Genomic DNA, 15,252 nt, shown 5'->3' with positions numbered 1-15,252 from the left:
GATTTACGCCACTACGGCAGATCGAGGACATCCGCGCCCATGCGGTCATATCGCACCCTCCTTCCTTGTGTCTCATAGTCGATGGGCAGCTCACGCTCGATATGGATGGCCACCGGCTGGCCGGGCGGCACGTAGACGGCATCGAAGGTCTGGCCGAAGCGCTCCTGCACCCACTGGCGCACGTCGGAGACGCCGCCGGCCAGGGCCTGGCTGGCCGCATAGCGGCCGGAGCTGCCGGTGAGGCCGCTGACCACGCCGCCGCTGTCCACGCTGGTGGTGACCTCGCCCATGGCGACGGCACTGGCACTCTGCTCGGCGGCGCCGAGGATGAAGCTGGTCAGCAGGAACTGCTGGGCATTGGTCTTGCGCTCCCCGGGGATGCAGGGCAGGCCCCGCGGATCGGAGAGCCAGCCGATGGTGGTGCGGCCCGAGCCGTCGCCGGAATTGACGTCCTCCGGGGCCGGCAGGGTGCGCACGGTGCCGTCCTCGAAGACAAAGGTCATCGAGTTGACCTGGCCGCGCACGCAGGAGAGCGTCCAGTCGCCTGTCGCCGTGCCGCTGACGATGGCGCTCTCCACCTCGGGAAGGGTGATGCTATTGGCGGTGAGGTTCTCGCGGCCGATCACCACCTTGAACGGATAGGGGTCATTGACGGTGCCATCGATCGGCACCCGGCCCAGCAGCGCCGTCATGGCCACCGAGCCCATCAGGGTGGAGTTCTCCGGCAGGGTGTAGACGGGCTCTACGCTGGCTTCATCGGGGCGTCCGGTCACCCGGCTCTCGACCGCACTGGAGCCGCGCCGGGCCGCCTCGCCCAGCTCACCGGCGGCCTCACCGAAGCGGGTCGGGAAGGTGGTCTCGCCGCGCCCACGCTCGTCCTCCTGGGCGTCCAGAGGCTCGACCCAGGTCAGCGCTTGCGCCGAGCCGGGGCCCGAGTAGGCTGTCCCGCTGGGGCCACCGCCGCCCTCAAGGCCCAGGCCGATGGGCAGGTCATCGTCGCGCTGCCCGTCCACCTGGCGGCGCAGCTGGTCCAGCTGACGCTGCAGCGTGCCCAGCATGGAGCTGTCCGGCTGGGACTGGCCGATCTCCTGACGCAGCCGTTCGCGCTCACGGCGCAGAGCCTCGTCGATGGCGCCTTCCACGTCCTGGTTGCGGGTCATCAGCCGCTCGTTCTGGTCGCGCAGCGCCTGGGTTTCCGCCTGGGCCTGCTCCAGGTCGCGACGCATGGCCTGCACGTGGCCTACCAGGGTGGCCACGGTGTCCCGCGGGGTATCCCCCTCGATGCCGAGCGCCTGCAGTTCATCGTCGCTCAGGGTCAGCGTCGGGTCTGCCTCCGCGGTCTCGGCGTCCGTTCCGGTATCACCGCCGCCGCTCAGGCCGCGCACCACGATCAGCAGCACGATCACCAGCAGCGCCGGGACCAGCACCTTCAGCAGGGTATTGCTGCGCAGGGTCATGAGGCGCCCTCCTCGGCCTTTTCCGTCTCCTCCAGCGGGATCAGCGCCCTGTCCAGGCCGCCGCGCCGGGTGACCAGGAAGACCGTGGTGGTGTCCTCCACGGAGCCCCGCGGAGCCAGGTAGGGGTGCATGAAGGTCGCGGAGTAGAACTCCCCCTGCAGCCAGCGCGGGTCGAGCTCGAAGGCGCGCCGCCGGTCGTTGTTCTCGAGCTTCACCGCGGTGACCGTCCAGCCATCGAGCTGCCAGGCGCCCAGGGGTGTGGCGGTCACCGGCAGCGACGGCAGCAGGGTGCGCAAGGACTCAGGTAGCCGCATGGGCACACGGGAGACGCCGCGCAGGGGCTCGATGGTCCGCTGTGGCGCGTAGAGGGACTGGGCCGCATGTCGGGTCAGCAGCACGGGCACCGGCGTGGCATTGGCCCGCGGGGGCTCACCGCCTGACGCTTGAGCCGCCGGCCGGGACGCCTCTGACGCCCGCCCTCCGCTGCTGCCCGAGGACCCGCTTGCCCTGGCCAGCGACGCCTCGCGGCTGTCCACCACCAGGATCTCCTCGCTGCTGGCTCCCTCGCGGGCCGAGAGGTCCAACAGCAGCACATCCCCGCTCTCCACGTCCTGCACCCGCACGCGCTGGGTCTCGAAAGTCTCAAAGGCCTTCAGGTAGAGCACGCCGCCGGTGCTCTGCACGCGCAGCACCACGGGGTTGGCCAGGGCCGGGGGCAGCCCCACCCGCACGTTGCGGTCCAGGGTGACGATGCGCTCCTCCTCCACCGGCAGCGGTATCTCCAGGGGGCGGCGCTCCCAGTGCATGATCTCCACGGCCATGGCTTCGCCGACCAGCGCCACACTCGCCAGGCAGGCCAGTATCATCCGTTTCATGAGGAGCCTCCTTGCTTCGCTGCGTCTGGTAGAGACAGGCGCTGGGGAATGCCATCGAAACAGTCCACCTGCAGGCCCCAGGGGTTGCGCTGCGGGTCCACGTCGGCGCGCACGATGCGCAGCGGATAGCGAATGAACAGGTCGCGCACCGGCGTGCCGGCGTATTGCTCGTCGATGGCCATGTCCAGGGTCACAACCCAGGCGTCGCGACTGAGGATCTCCACGGCTTCGGGACGATAGCCTCGCCCGGGAATCTCGTAGATGCCGCGCACCCGCCCGGAAAGCTCCTGACGGCGGTTGCGGGTCTCGTAGTCGTTATCCAGGTAGCGCTGGCAGGAGGGGGTGAGAAAGGGCGAGTAGGCCTGCAGGTTGCGCTGATAGTCGGTCTGGCCGTCGGCGGGCCAGCGGTTGATCTGCTGCCAGACGTAGAACCCGAAGGCGTAGACGCTCGACGGGTCGACCTCCCACCAAGCGCGGGTGCTGCCGGAGCGCAGGTCGGGCGGGTTGTGGATGGTCAGGTTCTCCGGAGCCGACTTCCAGCCCCACCACAGGCCGGCACTCAACAGTGCCAGCACCACGATGACCAGGCGCAGGGTGGTGATATGGGCATCCCGGGCGCTCAGGGCGTGACGAAAGCGACTCATGGTCGTCCTCCCGGCTGGTAGCGCATCCGCCGCCGCGAGTAGGGGCCGGAGCGGGTGATCAGGGTCTCGCCGCCCCACAGGCGTATCCCCTGCCGGGCCAGGCGGAACTGAAGGCTGCGATAGAGCCAGGAGGCGGGACGGCCGCGACGCAGCCGCCGCATCACGGCGCCACCGAAGTAGAGCGCCATGCCGGCACAGGCAAAGGCCACGGTGGGCACCATGGCGATGGCCCCCAGCAGCCAGGCACCGATCGCGCCCGGCAGCAGGCCCGCGGCCAGGCCGCCCAGGGCCATCATCCCAACCTCATGCCCGGTCATCCCCCGAAACACCACCGGCGCGGCGTTCAGGCGGGTCGGCAGAAAGTCGAGACGGTTGGCCATCAGAGAATCTCCGCCGCCTTGGTGGCCAGCCAGATGATGGCGATGATCAGCACCACCCCAACGACGACCACCACGCCGAACTTCGACCACTCGCCGCGTACCCGGGCCTCGTTGAAGGTGGCAATGGCGGCAATCGCGACGATCAGGAACGCCACCGTGGCCAGGATCAGGCCGCCCAGGGCGCCAAAGTCATAGAGATAATTCTGGAGCGTTGTGAGAAGGCCATCGCCCTCCCCCCGTGACGGCGCCTCCATGGTGGGAAGCCCCTGCGCCATGGCCTGAGCCGGGACCAGCCCTACGGCAGCCAACGCGGCGAGGCCCCGGGTACGGGCACGAGAGAAGAGTGAACGCACGGTAGTCATAACGAGCTCCTTGTTGAATGACGGAAGTGCGAGGCCTGCGGCCTCAGAGGAAAATCCAGAACATCACCGCGACCAGGAAGACGGCACGCAGGGCGGCAAAGCCGAAGTCGTCGCCGCTGACGCGCCCCTTGGCGTAGCCTCGGTAGGAGGAGATGGCGCTCCAGCACGCCCAGAGCAGCACCACGGTGCAGCCCACCCCGGCAATCAGGACGCCCAGGGGTGGCGCCTCGAAGCCGGCACCGGCGGCGAAGGCCTCCATCAGCGCAGCTCCCGCAGGTAGTCACCGGCGAGCGGTGCCGGCTGCCGGGGTGGCAAGCGAGGGGGTGCGAGCACGTCGTCGATGCCCTCGGCCACCGCCTCGAGGTCACGGCGCAGACGCGGCACGTCCAGAAAGACGCGGGTGGTATAGGGGTCGAACTCCCCGACGCGACTCTCGAGCCGATCCACGATGTGCTGGATCTGGGCCAGCTGGTCCTGTATCAGGGCCAGGTCCTGGCGGGCGATCTCATCGCGCACGCCGTCGCGCTCGTCGGCATAGGCGACATAGGGAGCGCCGAACTGAGCGGTCAGCAGCATCAGGAGCAGGGGCGACAGGGCTCGTGGCAAGCGGCGAAGCGTCATGGCTAGACAGTCCATCCGTTGGCTGTGTTTGCCGTCATCCTGTCGCCCGCCGGGGTGCAGCGCAGCAGGAAACCATAAGCGCCGCACACGACGTTTATCTGTGCTCGCTCAACACCCTAGGCACGCAAGCGCCGGAGCCCTCTCAGGCTCCGGACGATAAGGACGAGGCCGCAAAAGGCCTGCGATGTGAGGCCTCAGAGGTACTTCTTGAAGCTTCCCGTGGCGATACTGACCAGCAGGCCAAAGAGTGCCGCGCAGGGCAGCAGGAAGGCGTTGGGGTGGACGGCAAAGGGCACGCTGAGGTAGAGCAGCCAGCCGACCACGAAGATCGGTGTGATGGCCCGCTTGGCATGGTGGTAGATAAACGCGGACTCGCGTCCCGCGCCGAATCGGCGCAGGTCACGGCGAACCAGGCCGTCGACGAAGCCGACCAGGGCCGCCAGGGCGAAGAGCGGCGAGGTGAGCAGCAGAATGACCACCCGGGTCAGGGTCATCAGCGTGACATAGATCGCTGCCTGCAGGTAGGTATGCAAGGTACCCAGCCATCCACCCTGAGTGGCGTTACTCTCCAGCCACCCCGAGATGCCGCTTCTGATGAACAGCCAATCGTAGGCGCCGGTAACGGCACCCGTGGCCAGGGCCACTGGGTCCGAGACCAGCAGCGAGCGGGTGAAGGTGGTATCCAGCCGGGTCACCTCCGCTTCCAGGGTCTCCAGGGCGTGCTGGGCCCCAGGCTGGCTCCACCACTGCCAGTAGACCCCCGCCCACTCGACCAGTACCGACATCAGCAGCGAGACCACCAGCACCGCCAGGATCTGAAATGGCAGGCCGAACAGCGTGGCCAGCCAGCCGCGCCTCGTCTCCTGGGCACGCTCTGCGGTGGCCATCTCAGTGCACCCTCACCGGTGTAAGCGAGCAGAGTAGCGACCAACGGCGGTCGTGATAGTGCAGAATCAGCCGCCCCTCATGGGGGTGCTCGCCCTGTTCCCACACCGGCGAGAGCCTCTTGCGATAGGCGCGCTGGGTCAGCTCGACGCGATCGATACCGATGACCACGTAATCGAGCAGCCCGAACAGAGCTTGAGGCAGCTCACTCAGGGAGCCGCTCTCCAGGGCGACGCTGGAGACGATGGCGGTTGCCGCAGCGTCAGCTGTCATGGGCACTGTCTCGATGTTCATTTGGGTTCTCCATTGCTTGAGACGTGGGTTGTTCGTTACCCACTACGGAGAGTTCTGTCCCCAGGTCACTCAGCTCCAGGTTCACCGGCGGTGGCATCACCGCGGTCCACCACTGCTCGCCGGTGGTGTAGTCGCGCTTCATGCGCTCGGCGAGTTCGGCGATGCTGCCGGGGATATCCTCGTGCCTGTCGGGTAGCGGTAACGGCATGCGCACCTTCCAGAGCTGGCCACCCTCGAGCAGGGCGAAGGCCTGCCCCTTGGGCAGCGAGACCACGTCCGCCGGCTCGATGGTCGGCACCTGCACGGTGCTGATGCGGTCGCCGCCGCTGCTGGTGAAGTCGATATCGTTGGCGATGTCGCTGGAGTCGGAGGCCATGCTGACCAGCATGCGGGTAGCCACATTGACCTGGCGCAGCTGGCGGGTCAGCAGCTCAGCGGTCTTCTCCTCGCGCACCCGCAGCATCACCAGGTTGTTGAAGTTGCCGACCACCTGGCCGGCCTTGGCGGCGTTGCCGATGCGCGCCTCGATGTCGGAGAGGGTCTGGGTATAAGCGGTGACCTGGATGCCGGCGCCGCCCCCCTTGTTGATGAGCGGGATGAACTCGTCACCCATCAGCTCGTTGAACTCGTCGCAGTGCAGGTTGATCGGCACCTTGCCCATGCGCTGGCCGTTCACCGCCGGCAGGCCGTCATCGATGCCGTGCTTGTAGATATGGCCGGCCACCGAGACCAGGTCGGCGAACATCGAGTTGCCCACCGCCTGGGCCACCTCGAAATCAGACATGGCATCCAGGCCCACGTAGACGATGCCGCGCTTACGGATGATCTGCTGCCAATCGATGATCGGCCGAGGATCTTCGATATCGTCATAGTCCGGCGAGAGCAGCTCGGCGATGCGTCCGGTGGTCAGCTTCTCCAGCAGCGGCAGCAGGCTCGCCACAATCTTGTCGAAGTAGGTCTTGTCATAGCGCACGGCGCTGCGCAGCCCCTCGAGCACGGCGTCCACCACCTTGATCTGCTGCAGGTACTGCTCGATGGCCACCACCCGCTTGTCGCGCCCCTGAAACTGGCGGGGGATGTTCTTGTCGTTGAGCTTGCCCTCGATAGTGGTGATGCGCTCCCAGGCGTGCTGGTCGTGGCGGGTCAGGGTCTGCTGGGCGTACTCGATCATCAGGCCGTCGATGTTCACCACGTCAGAGAGGATCTGCTCGTAGGTGGGGCGCTGCCCCAGGGCATGACGGGCCCGGGCCACGATATTGACGAAGCGCCAGGCGAACTCGCGGAAGGCGGCGCTGTTGCCCTCCCCGGAGAGCTGGCCGGCAAGCCGGGTCGCCACCTCGGAGATGCGCCCGAAGCGGCCCACGGCGTTGTAGCGCGCCGAGATATCCGGCCAGCCCAGGTGGAAGACGTAGAACGCATCCCCGCGGCCCGCCCGCTGCGCCTCGGCATACATGCGGATCATCAGGTCGGCGTCGCCCTTGGGGTCGAAGGCGATCACCACGTCGCCGCGATGGATGTCCTGAGTGATCAGGATCTCGGCGAGCCGGGTCTTGCCGACCCGAGTGGTGCCCTCCACCAGGGTGTGACCGACCCGCTCGCCCAAGGGCAGGTAGACGTCGCGCTCCTTCCACTCCACGGCGTGCAGTGCCGCCATGCCGCCCACCGGCGGCAGCGGGCGCACCGGATTCCAGGGCACATCCGCGGCGAGCAGCTTCACCAGCGGCCGGCCGGCGCCATAGCGCTCCAGCCGGTTCTCTAGCTCCCGGGCGACGCGGTAGGCCGGCCCCGGACGCAGGTAGCGCTGCACGTGGGGCTGCTGGCTCTCATGGAGCCGCTGGGTGTGGCGCGCCTCCCACTTGAAGCCCTTGCCCATCCACAGCAGCCGCTGGCTAACCGGAATCTGCCGGCTGCGCAGGGCGAAGCGCGGCAGGCGCTTCATATTGCGACGGTAGCGCAGTACCACCCAGGCCTGCCGGGCACGCCACAGCCCGAAGGCAGAAAAGCCCGCCGCCATGCCGTAACCCACGCTCGGCGACAGGGCCAGCGACCAGGGCGCCATGATGCAGAGCACCGCACAGGCCAGGCAGACCAGGGCGGTGTTAAGCTCTACCGCCGGGCGCAGCAGCGCCTCCAGGGGGTGTGTCTGGTTCATCGCACGCTCCTATTGCTCCAGCCCTTGGGCGGTCACCAGCACCGGGTAGTGGGCAAGGCCCAGCCGACCGGCCAGGTCGTCCCCCGGCGTGGGGCGAAGCTCGAGCCCCGGCGCCGCCTCGCGCAGGCGCTCAAGCCCCTCGGGCGCGGCCACCTCGACGATCAGCCCCACCGCGTTGAGCTCGCGCAGGGTCTCCCCGCGGGCCTCCAGCCAGCGCAGCGACAGCGCATCGTCACCGACCAGGAAGAAAGGCGTCATGCGGCTCGGCAGCTCCAGCGGGCGGAAGCGCACCTCGCCGGGAGATAACCGCTCGCTGGTCACCGGCAGCATATCCGCCTCGCTGAACGGCACCGGCGCACGCGGGTCCGGCGCGTAGCCCTCCTCCTCCGGCACGTCGGCCATGCCGATGGCGACGAAGTAGGGGCGGGCCGGCTCACCGCCATGATCGGCGAGCACCTCCAACGCAGGCCGCTCGGCCAGGGACATTGGGGGAATGGTCTCTGCCTGGGCGCCGGCGGCGTGCAGCCCAAGGAGCCCACCCACCAAGGCGGGTAACGCCCAGCGGCAGCGATCACGTTTCACCATCGGTCGACTCTCCCTTAGTTGGCCGCCAGCTGCTGCTGGCGAGACGTTTTCAGCCGCTCGAGCTCGGCGGCGACGAGGCGGCGATAGCGGGCCGCCGGCTCCCCGCCGGCGGGACGGTGGTAGCGCCCGGCCGCCTTCACCCAGTCGCCGGTGGCCTCGAAGTGGCCGCGCAGCAGGCGGGCCGCCTCCTCCAGGTTGGCGTAGGGGTCCAGGGCATCGCAGGGGTGGGGAAAGCGCTTGCCGGTGCCGAACAGCTGCGGCTGCCAGCGCACGTTGAGCTGGGCGATCCCCACGTCTACGACGCGGGTCTCCTCGAGGGCCAGCATCAGGGCGTCGCAGGCCGCCTGGCGAGTCGCGAAGTGGAAGCCCTCCCCTGCCACGTTCAGGGTCCAGGGCCAGGGCCGGCGCCCCGCCTTCAGGCTCACCACCGATTCCGCCGTGGCCACCGCATAGAGCACCTCGGGCGGGACCTGATGCAGGCTTGCGGCATCGAAATAGGCCGGCGGCACCGCGGCTGCTTTGGCCAGCGATGACAGCGCCGCCAGGGCACAGGCAAGCGCGCATCCCATCACCAGGCGTCGGCATGCTGTCATCTTCATTCCGCCCCCTCACCTCGGGTAGACCTGGGGCAGCGACCCCACGGTGATACCGTGCTCGGGGTCCGGCTGGCCGTGGTTGAGGGTGATGTCCCGCGCCCGCACGCGGTCTGCCGGCACGCCCACGCGGCTCGCCCAGTCGCGTATCACCGCGTCGTCGCCGTCGCTGTCGAGCACGAAGATGTCCATCTGGGCGCCCTGGGCCATCAGCTCGCTGACGGTGCTGTCGCAACGCTCGCACGCCTCGAGTGCCACATACACCGTCAGCCGCGCCTGCAGCGCGCCCTCGTCGGTGAAGTGAAATGCACTGCGCGGCCGCAGGGTGAACTCATCCACCGGCATCTCGTCGGGATAGAGGCGCTGCCAGGCCTCGTCGTAGGCCCGCTGGAACGCCAGCTCCCGCTCGGTGCGGGCCCGCTCCACTTCCACCAGCAGCTCCGCATAGCGGCGGCGCTCCTCGGCGCTGCGCGCCTCCACGCCAAGGGCGGTGATGGGGTCGATGTCGGGCGACCAGATCCCCCGCGGCCCCTCCATCAGCGTCTCGTAGCGCTCCCAGTCGCGCTCGGTCAGCTTCCAGGCTTCGGCCCGCTGCGTGCGCGTGGTGGTGCGCTCGCTCTCGAGCAGCCGCTGGGCCTCCTGAATCACGGCGGAGGCGTCGGAGCGGCGCTCCGGGGTGGGCTGGGCATCGGCCTGGCTTGCCAGCAGCGCCATGGCAACGGTCACAACGGGCAGAACAGCACGTGTCATAGTGGTCATCGCAGGATCTCCGGTGGGCTCAGGGAATCTGGACGTCGACCGAGCGGCCGTTGCGGCTGAAAACGGCGTGGGTGCCGCGGATCCTCGTCAGCTCCCAGCCATCCTGGCGATCCCCTATGCCCAGCAGCCGGATATCCCGCAGGCTCGACAAGCCGTTGGGAGAAACGCCAACGTAGGGGCGCCCGCCCCGGGACTCGACGCCGGTGACCTGGAACGAGGGCGACGGCGGGGCCGCTGGCCGCGGCGCCTGGCGGGCAGGAGCCGGGCGTGACGCCGCCTGCCGGCTCTGCTCGAGGCGCTCGCTCAGCGCATGGATCTGCTCGTTCTGGGCGGTGATGCGCAGGTTGAGCTCGCTATCCAGGCGGCTCAGCTCCTCGGCCAGGCTAGCGAGACGGGGCTCAAGCTGCTCCAGCTGAGCTTGCCTGGCAGTGATGGCAGAAGCAGTTTCCTGAACTTGCTGTTCGGCCTGTTCGAGGCGCTGATCCAGACGCGTCAGGCGCTGCTCCAGCGCCGCCTGCTGTGATTCCACTCGGGCAAGCGTCTCTTCCAGGGGCACCACGGCCTGCTGCACCTGGGACTGCACCAGGGATTCCATCGGCACCTCATCGGGCGCCGGCCTCAACAGCAGAGCCCCTGACACCACGGCGCCGGCGAGACTGACCGCCAGCAGGCCGTAGAGGGCCTTCCTGCTGCCCTTCCCTGCCCCTTGCTTGCCGCGGTGCTTCGCAGAGGAGGCGTGGCCAATCGGCTTGTGGTCGGGCGTTAGCTCGGTGGGCTCACTCATCGCTCACCTCCGTCACCGCTGCAGTGCTCTCGTCGCGACTGTCGTCGCCATGCCCCGGCACATAGCGAATATCCCGCACTTGGTAGCAGACCTCTCTGGCGACGGGGTCGACCTCCAGCTCCCAGGCGTCACCGCCCAGCACCTGCAGGGCTTCGCGGAGCGGCATGGGGCCCAGCCGGTAGTGGGCCGCCGGCAGCGGCTTGCGGTAGAGGGTGCGCTGGGCGAGACCGGGCGCGGGACAGAGCGAATAGCCGGTATGGCGCAGGGTGTGATACAGCGCATCCTCCACGGTGGTGGTCATGGATGCCGGGATGCGCACGTCGATGGTCTGCTCCAGGAGATAGCGCTGACCCAGCGAGGCTTGAGTCGCCACCAGCTGGTAGCGCCCGGTGCGAATCACCTCGACGGAAGGCAGTTCGTCGCTATAGATGTCCGGCGTCACGGCCTCGGTCGTCGGCGGGTTGGGGCCGGTGACCACGGCCCGATGCCGCTCGCCATCCACTTCGAAGTACGGGAGCGAGAGCACCAGGGGGTCTAAGTCCGAAGGTTCGGGGGACTGTGGCGGCTGATGGGCACAGCCCGCCAGCAGCGTGGTGGTGATCAGCGCAGCGGTCGAGAGGGTGGGAAGGTTGAGCATGCGTTGCCTCAAGGGAGTCCATTCAATGGCGTTGAGGCAGGAGGTTCTCGGGTTTGCGGGGGCGGGTCGATTGAAAAGCGTAATCAGGCGGGAAATGAAAAACGCCCCGGGGTGGGGCGTTCTTCTAAGACAGAAGTACTTGGGTCACGCGGTAGTGGGCAGGCCCGGCCACTTGCCGCCATGGGCGAGAATATGTCGGATACTGCCCTCCGGATCATCATGACTATACTCGCCCCAGTAGCGGGCGCGATAGCGGGCCTTGAGATCCATACCACGATCAATGCACTGCACGAAGGCATACAGCTTGCCGGCGCTCGCGCTCAGGATGTACTTGCACATCGGATCCTGGGCGTCATAGAGCAGCTGGTTCATCTCGACTCGCATGGGGTTTCCTCCAGTGAACTGCATTGCTGAGAAGAGCCTCCACAGCGGGGAGGTCACTCCCCGGCTGGGTGGGTTGATAGAAACGCTGTGGCTCAGTGCATGGCCGGCGAATCGAAGGAGCCGGCCGCTTCTCCCGAGTGGGCAGCGGCGTAGCCATTGACGGACTCAGGCTGCTCCGCTGAGTCAGCGGATCTGTCGTTACCGGCACCCTGCTCGTCGCGGCGGGGCGCCTGGTAAACCATCTCGCCGTTCACCTTGATCCAGCTGATGAACAGCAGGCGGGCCTTGAGACTGACGCCGGTCTGGCCGGCCTTGTCGCCCTTGGAATAGACGAAGGTATCCGTCCAGAGGTCGCCCAGCTTGAAGCCGATCAGCACCTTGCGGCCCTGGTAGACTGCCTGACGGCAGCGTTTGACGAGCGCTTCGGCATCGCGGCCGCTGATCCGGCAGTCGAAGCGGGTGTAGCCCACATCGTCCGCGGGACCATTCAGGGCCGCGATATCGCATGCCCAGAACGCGTCTCCGCGCTTCGGCTTTACCTCCCGGATGCGATTGAGGTAGCCAAGGCCGGTGATATGAAGATCGAAGAAGCCAGTGGTGGCACTCTGGTGAGTGGTGACCGTCATGGTGTGTCTCCTCGGTGGTTTCAGTCTGCGCCCGGGAGACACTCGCCCCCCCTGGGAAGTCGAGTGGCTTCCCGGGTGGGCAAGGGGTGGATTCAGGCGCTGGCTCAGCCCATCAGCACGCAGTGGTGCCGAGAGCCCGCCAGGTTGGTGTGGCAGCAGCCGCAGGATGACGTCGAGAACGCTTCGTCTTGCTCGCTATCGCCGACGACGAGGGTGTTCCCGTCGCGCTGCGCTGCGGCGATGGCGTCACGCACCTCCCGCTCGCGGGCGGCGGCGCTCTCTTCATCCAGGAAGTGATCCAGCCCGGTGGCATCGTCATTGCCGATGATCATCAGGCAGTCGTCACAGACCATGACATGGTCGTCGACAATCGTGGCCATGGGGTATTCCTCCAGGTTCCAGGGGGTCCGCCCCCCTGGGGAGGCATCTCCCCGAATGGGTGGTAGCAGTGGCATCCGGCCCTGATGGGCGGCCTCGTCTCGGGATGCGCGAGGCCTTGGGTGGCGGCGTACCGCCAAGCGGCGCACCCTCGAAACGCCTGGGTGCCTGGGGTGTCTCGGTTGGAGCCGGTCGAGACCACCGGGCCGCCAGCGGCGGCACTTGCCCACTGGGAGGCTGCTTACTTCTTCGTCAGCGTCTCCTCAATATCCCCACTCGCAAGACGCGGCACGCCACGTCTTGGGATTGAAGACCATAGAGGGCATCAACAGGGTCGTCGCCGTATCGACAAGTACCAGGATGTCCGCCATGCAACTGGAGCCAAGGCATGTCCCTCGTTGCCATGCTTCGCTCACGGTAGCACCCGAATCTCTTCGCGGACGCATTCGGTCGATCAAGCACAGATCCCTGTACAAAGGGCTCCCGTTGGTGATGCGGCGGGCTCCGCAGAAGGGCAGGCGTTTCCAGCGTGGAAACGTCAACCGGCCTGCCCGCCACCCTGGATCAAGGTAGCCGGCAGGCCGGTCGTCATATGAGAGAGGTGGCCAACCAACCAAGCTGGCCTGGGATAAAGGAGCCTCGTATCCCGGTGGAAGCAATGAAGTCAGTGGCTCTGGCTTCAAAGGTAGGGAGTGGGACGCGACAGTCTCGCGAGGCGCTGCCGCTTTGGGGGTTCGAGCCGCAGGCTCAAAGGGCGTTGCGTGATGACCGTCAGCAACCAACGGGGTACAAGTTCTATTATTGAGCCTGCCCCTTTCACGGTCAAGGCGATGCCGCCTTACGCCGGCTGCCGGCGCCTTTCCCGGGCGCCTTGTCGCGCAACATGCCGCGGCACTCCGGGTAGCGCGAGCAGCCCCAGAAGGCACCGTACTGGCCCTGGCGCTTACGCATAGGTGCCTGACACTCCGGACACGTCTTGCTCTTCGGCTGAGGCATCGTCACCGTGGACTCCCGCGCATGCTGTACCAGTTTCTCTACCATGCCGGCCTGACGCCCCATGAACTCCTGCAGCGACAGTCGCCCTGCCGCGACGTCATCCAACGCCTGCTCCCAGAGCGCCGTCATGCCGGGATTGGTGATGACGGTAGGCAGCGCATCGATCAGTTGCTGGCCGGTCGGCGTCGAGACCAGGGCGCGTTTCTGCCGCTTGATGAAGCCACGCTTCAGCAGCGTCTCGATGATACCGGCCCGCGTTGCCTCGGTGCCGATGCCGGCGGTCTCCTTGAGGCGCGCCTTCAGGCGCTCGTCCGTCACGAATCGAGCGGCATGCTTCATGGCGGCGATCAGGGTGCCCTCGGTGAAGGCCTTGGGCGGAGTCGTCTGCTTGGCCAGCACCTCAAGCTGCCGGGCCTGGCAGGATTCTCCCTCGCTCAGAGCTGGCAGCGGAGACGCTTCCCGCTCTTCCTCATCGCCCTCTCCAGCAGCCGCCCGGGGAAAGAGCATGCGCCACCCCTCCACACGCACCTGCCGCCCTGAGGCCACGAACGCTTCGCCCTCCAGGTCCACCCGAAGCTCGGTCCGATCATACTCGTGAGCCGGCAGAAACTGGGCCAGGTAGTGGCGACGAATCAGGTCGTAGACGTTGCGCTCGGCATCGCTCAGCTTGGCGAGATCGAATGCCGCCGTCGGGATGATGCCGTGGTGTGCGGTGATCTTGCTGTCGTTCCAGACGCGGCTCTTGCGGGTCGTGTCCAGGCGCTGGCGAAGCGGCGACAGCGCCTCATCCGAGTGCAGCAGCATCGTCACGATGCGCTCGGCCTCCTCGAGCTGCGACTCCGGCAGATACCGACAGTCGGTTCGCGGGTAGCTGGTTGCCTTGTGGGCTTCATAGAGCGCCTGGGCGATGTCCAGTACCTGCTGGGCACCGTAGCCAAAGCGGCGCGAGGCCTCCTGCTGCAGCGATGACAGGTCCATCACCAGCGGCGCCGCCTCCTTCTTGCGGCTCGTCTCGAGGTGGCCGACACGCCCCTGCTGCCCAGTGACTCGCTGAGCCAGCGACCGGGCGGCTTCCTCGCTGATACAGCGCCCAGCGGCATCCTGGATCGAGGCATCACGCGGCTGCCACTTCGCCTGGAAGGTGCCGCCTGCCGCCTGGAGTTGAGCCACGACCTCCCAGAAGGGTTGGGGTACGAAGTTGGCAATCTCCCGGTCGCGATCCACGACCAGCCGAAGCGCAGGCGTCTGCACACGTCCCACCGAAAGCACACCCTGATGCCCCTGTCGCTGGGCCAGCACCGTATAGGCCCGGGTCAGATTCATCCCGACCAGCCAATCGGCCCGGCTACGCCCAAGCCCAGCCAGATATAGCGGGTAGGTCGCCTCTCCGGGCCTGATGCCGGCCAGGGCCTTGCGGATCGAGGCGTCGTCCAGGGCCGAGAGCCACAAGCGTGTGACCCGCCCCCGATAGCCGCAGTAATCCAGCAGCTCACGGGCGATGGTTTCCCCTTCCCGGTCGGCATCGGTGGCCACCACCACTTCAGTCGCCTGGCCCAGCAGCTTCTTCACCACCCCGAACTGCTTGCGGCCGCTCTTCTTGATCTCCATCTTCCAGGTCGAAGGCAGAATCGGCAGCGCCTCCATCGACCAGCGCTTGAGCGCTGGGTCATACTGCTCCGGAGGGGCCTGCTCGAGCAGGTGCCCGAAGCCCCAGGTCACGACACACCCCTCGCCCTTCAGGAAGCCCTCGCTGCGCTGGCCGGCGCCGATCACGCGGGCAATATCTCGGGCCTGCGAAGGCTTCTCGCACAGGAATACACGCATTGGCTCGCCTCCCTCA

General features: G+C 67.4%; 19 protein-coding genes. All 19 read right to left on the bottom strand.

The window, feature by feature from the left end:
• Positions 1 to 11: 11 nt before the first annotated feature.
• Complete coding sequence (locus HNO53_RS05205; protein ID WP_209476782.1) at positions 12 to 1,457, bottom strand: TIGR03752 family integrating conjugative element protein; 1,446 nt, start codon at positions 1,455 to 1,457, stop codon at positions 12 to 14.
• Positions 1,454 to 2,332: a TIGR03749 family integrating conjugative element protein gene (locus HNO53_RS05200; protein WP_209476780.1), complete on the bottom strand. Its 879-nt coding sequence runs from the start codon at positions 2,330 to 2,332 to the stop codon at positions 1,454 to 1,456. The genes HNO53_RS05205 and HNO53_RS05200 overlap by 4 nt, the downstream gene beginning before the upstream one ends.
• Complete coding sequence (locus tag HNO53_RS05195) at positions 2,329 to 2,976, bottom strand: PFL_4703 family integrating conjugative element protein (protein WP_209476778.1); 648 nt, start codon at positions 2,974 to 2,976, stop codon at positions 2,329 to 2,331. The genes HNO53_RS05200 and HNO53_RS05195 overlap by 4 nt, the downstream gene beginning before the upstream one ends.
• Positions 2,973 to 3,356, bottom strand: a complete 384-nt coding sequence (locus HNO53_RS05190; protein WP_163559715.1) for a TIGR03750 family conjugal transfer protein — start codon at positions 3,354 to 3,356, stop codon at positions 2,973 to 2,975. The genes HNO53_RS05195 and HNO53_RS05190 overlap by 4 nt, the downstream gene beginning before the upstream one ends.
• A complete protein-coding gene (locus tag HNO53_RS05185; protein WP_209476777.1) occupies positions 3,356 to 3,718 on the bottom strand; it encodes a TIGR03745 family integrating conjugative element membrane protein in 363 nt (120 codons plus the stop codon). The genes HNO53_RS05190 and HNO53_RS05185 overlap by 1 nt, the downstream gene beginning before the upstream one ends.
• Before the next feature lie 43 nt (positions 3,719 to 3,761).
• Positions 3,762 to 3,977, bottom strand: a complete 216-nt coding sequence (locus HNO53_RS05180) for a TIGR03758 family integrating conjugative element protein (protein ID WP_209476775.1) — start codon at positions 3,975 to 3,977, stop codon at positions 3,762 to 3,764.
• The gene (locus HNO53_RS05175) at positions 3,977 to 4,339 is read right to left on the bottom strand and encodes an integrative conjugative element protein, RAQPRD family (protein ID WP_209476773.1); all 363 of its coding nucleotides are present in this window, start codon (positions 4,337 to 4,339) and stop codon (positions 3,977 to 3,979) included. Before HNO53_RS05175 ends, HNO53_RS05180 begins: the two co-directional genes overlap by 1 nt.
• 194 nt (positions 4,340 to 4,533) lie before the next feature.
• Positions 4,534 to 5,226: a TIGR03747 family integrating conjugative element membrane protein gene (locus tag HNO53_RS05170; RefSeq protein ID WP_209476771.1), complete on the bottom strand. Its 693-nt coding sequence runs from the start codon at positions 5,224 to 5,226 to the stop codon at positions 4,534 to 4,536.
• A gap of 1 nt (position 5,227) precedes the next feature.
• Complete coding sequence (locus HNO53_RS05165) at positions 5,228 to 5,518, bottom strand: hypothetical protein (RefSeq protein WP_209476770.1); 291 nt, start codon at positions 5,516 to 5,518, stop codon at positions 5,228 to 5,230.
• Entirely contained in the window at positions 5,487 to 7,670 is a 2,184-nt protein-coding gene (gene traD / locus HNO53_RS05160) for a type IV conjugative transfer system coupling protein TraD (RefSeq protein ID WP_209476768.1), read from the bottom strand. Before traD ends, HNO53_RS05165 begins: the two co-directional genes overlap by 32 nt.
• Positions 7,671 to 7,679: 9 nt before the next feature.
• Entirely contained in the window at positions 7,680 to 8,255 is a 576-nt protein-coding gene (locus tag HNO53_RS05155) for an integrating conjugative element protein (RefSeq protein WP_209476766.1), read from the bottom strand.
• 14 nt (positions 8,256 to 8,269) lie between these two features.
• The gene (locus tag HNO53_RS05150; RefSeq protein ID WP_209476764.1) at positions 8,270 to 8,854 is read right to left on the bottom strand and encodes a transglycosylase SLT domain-containing protein; all 585 of its coding nucleotides are present in this window, start codon (positions 8,852 to 8,854) and stop codon (positions 8,270 to 8,272) included.
• Between the two features lie 9 nt (positions 8,855 to 8,863).
• The gene (locus HNO53_RS05145; protein WP_209476762.1) at positions 8,864 to 9,607 is read right to left on the bottom strand and encodes a TIGR03759 family integrating conjugative element protein; all 744 of its coding nucleotides are present in this window, start codon (positions 9,605 to 9,607) and stop codon (positions 8,864 to 8,866) included.
• Between the two features lie 19 nt (positions 9,608 to 9,626).
• Positions 9,627 to 10,391 (bottom strand): hypothetical protein, encoded by a 765-nt coding sequence (locus tag HNO53_RS05140; RefSeq protein WP_209476760.1) that lies wholly within the window; start codon positions 10,389 to 10,391, stop codon positions 9,627 to 9,629.
• On the bottom strand, positions 10,384 to 11,028 hold the full coding sequence (pilL2, locus tag HNO53_RS05135) for a PFGI-1 class ICE element type IV pilus protein PilL2 (RefSeq protein WP_209476758.1): 645 nt from the start codon (positions 11,026 to 11,028) through the stop codon (positions 10,384 to 10,386). The genes HNO53_RS05140 and pilL2 overlap by 8 nt, the downstream gene beginning before the upstream one ends.
• A gap of 144 nt (positions 11,029 to 11,172) precedes the next feature.
• A complete protein-coding gene (locus HNO53_RS05130; protein ID WP_089684731.1) occupies positions 11,173 to 11,412 on the bottom strand; it encodes a hypothetical protein in 240 nt (79 codons plus the stop codon).
• 92 nt (positions 11,413 to 11,504) lie between these two features.
• Positions 11,505 to 12,038: an STY4534 family ICE replication protein gene (locus HNO53_RS05125; RefSeq protein WP_089684733.1), complete on the bottom strand. Its 534-nt coding sequence runs from the start codon at positions 12,036 to 12,038 to the stop codon at positions 11,505 to 11,507.
• A gap of 104 nt (positions 12,039 to 12,142) precedes the next feature.
• A complete protein-coding gene (locus HNO53_RS05120; protein ID WP_209476756.1) occupies positions 12,143 to 12,418 on the bottom strand; it encodes a hypothetical protein in 276 nt (91 codons plus the stop codon).
• An 820-nt stretch (positions 12,419 to 13,238) separates the two neighbouring features.
• The gene (locus HNO53_RS05115; protein WP_209476755.1) at positions 13,239 to 15,236 is read right to left on the bottom strand and encodes a DNA topoisomerase III; all 1,998 of its coding nucleotides are present in this window, start codon (positions 15,234 to 15,236) and stop codon (positions 13,239 to 13,241) included.
• Positions 15,237 to 15,252 lie beyond the last annotated feature (16 nt).

The organism is Billgrantia antri (assembly GCF_017868935.1).
GTDB classification, from domain to species: domain Bacteria; phylum Pseudomonadota; class Gammaproteobacteria; order Pseudomonadales; family Halomonadaceae; genus Halomonas; species Halomonas antri.
Note: the sequence above shows the minus strand (reverse complement) of the source record. Positions and strands in the feature narration are given on the sequence as shown.

What these genes read in the sequence shown, in the direction of transcription:
- HNO53_RS05205 (WP_209476782.1), bottom strand. Translation starts at nt 1,457, where the DNA reads ATGACCCTGCGCAGCAATACCCTGCTGAAGGTGCTGGTCCCGGCGCTG.
- HNO53_RS05200 (WP_209476780.1), bottom strand. Translation starts at nt 2,332, where the DNA reads ATGAAACGGATGATACTGGCCTGCCTGGCGAGTGTGGCGCTGGTCGGC.
- HNO53_RS05195 (WP_209476778.1), bottom strand. Translation starts at nt 2,976, where the DNA reads ATGAGTCGCTTTCGTCACGCCCTGAGCGCCCGGGATGCCCATATCACC.
- HNO53_RS05190 (WP_163559715.1), bottom strand. Translation starts at nt 3,356, where the DNA reads ATGGCCAACCGTCTCGACTTTCTGCCGACCCGCCTGAACGCCGCGCCG.
- HNO53_RS05185 (WP_209476777.1), bottom strand. Translation starts at nt 3,718, where the DNA reads ATGACTACCGTGCGTTCACTCTTCTCTCGTGCCCGTACCCGGGGCCTC.
- HNO53_RS05180 (WP_209476775.1), bottom strand. Translation starts at nt 3,977, where the DNA reads ATGGAGGCCTTCGCCGCCGGTGCCGGCTTCGAGGCGCCACCCCTGGGC.
- HNO53_RS05175 (WP_209476773.1), bottom strand. Translation starts at nt 4,339, where the DNA reads ATGACGCTTCGCCGCTTGCCACGAGCCCTGTCGCCCCTGCTCCTGATG.
- HNO53_RS05170 (WP_209476771.1), bottom strand. Translation starts at nt 5,226, where the DNA reads ATGGCCACCGCAGAGCGTGCCCAGGAGACGAGGCGCGGCTGGCTGGCC.
- HNO53_RS05165 (WP_209476770.1), bottom strand. Translation starts at nt 5,518, where the DNA reads ATGAACATCGAGACAGTGCCCATGACAGCTGACGCTGCGGCAACCGCC.
- traD (WP_209476768.1), bottom strand. Translation starts at nt 7,670, where the DNA reads ATGAACCAGACACACCCCCTGGAGGCGCTGCTGCGCCCGGCGGTAGAG.
- HNO53_RS05155 (WP_209476766.1), bottom strand. Translation starts at nt 8,255, where the DNA reads ATGGTGAAACGTGATCGCTGCCGCTGGGCGTTACCCGCCTTGGTGGGT.
- HNO53_RS05150 (WP_209476764.1), bottom strand. Translation starts at nt 8,854, where the DNA reads ATGAAGATGACAGCATGCCGACGCCTGGTGATGGGATGCGCGCTTGCC.
- HNO53_RS05145 (WP_209476762.1), bottom strand. Translation starts at nt 9,607, where the DNA reads ATGACCACTATGACACGTGCTGTTCTGCCCGTTGTGACCGTTGCCATG.
- HNO53_RS05140 (WP_209476760.1), bottom strand. Translation starts at nt 10,391, where the DNA reads ATGAGTGAGCCCACCGAGCTAACGCCCGACCACAAGCCGATTGGCCAC.
- pilL2 (WP_209476758.1), bottom strand. Translation starts at nt 11,028, where the DNA reads ATGCTCAACCTTCCCACCCTCTCGACCGCTGCGCTGATCACCACCACG.
- HNO53_RS05130 (WP_089684731.1), bottom strand. Translation starts at nt 11,412, where the DNA reads ATGCGAGTCGAGATGAACCAGCTGCTCTATGACGCCCAGGATCCGATG.
- HNO53_RS05125 (WP_089684733.1), bottom strand. Translation starts at nt 12,038, where the DNA reads ATGACGGTCACCACTCACCAGAGTGCCACCACTGGCTTCTTCGATCTT.
- HNO53_RS05120 (WP_209476756.1), bottom strand. Translation starts at nt 12,418, where the DNA reads ATGGCCACGATTGTCGACGACCATGTCATGGTCTGTGACGACTGCCTG.
- HNO53_RS05115 (WP_209476755.1), bottom strand. Translation starts at nt 15,236, where the DNA reads ATGCGTGTATTCCTGTGCGAGAAGCCTTCGCAGGCCCGAGATATTGCC.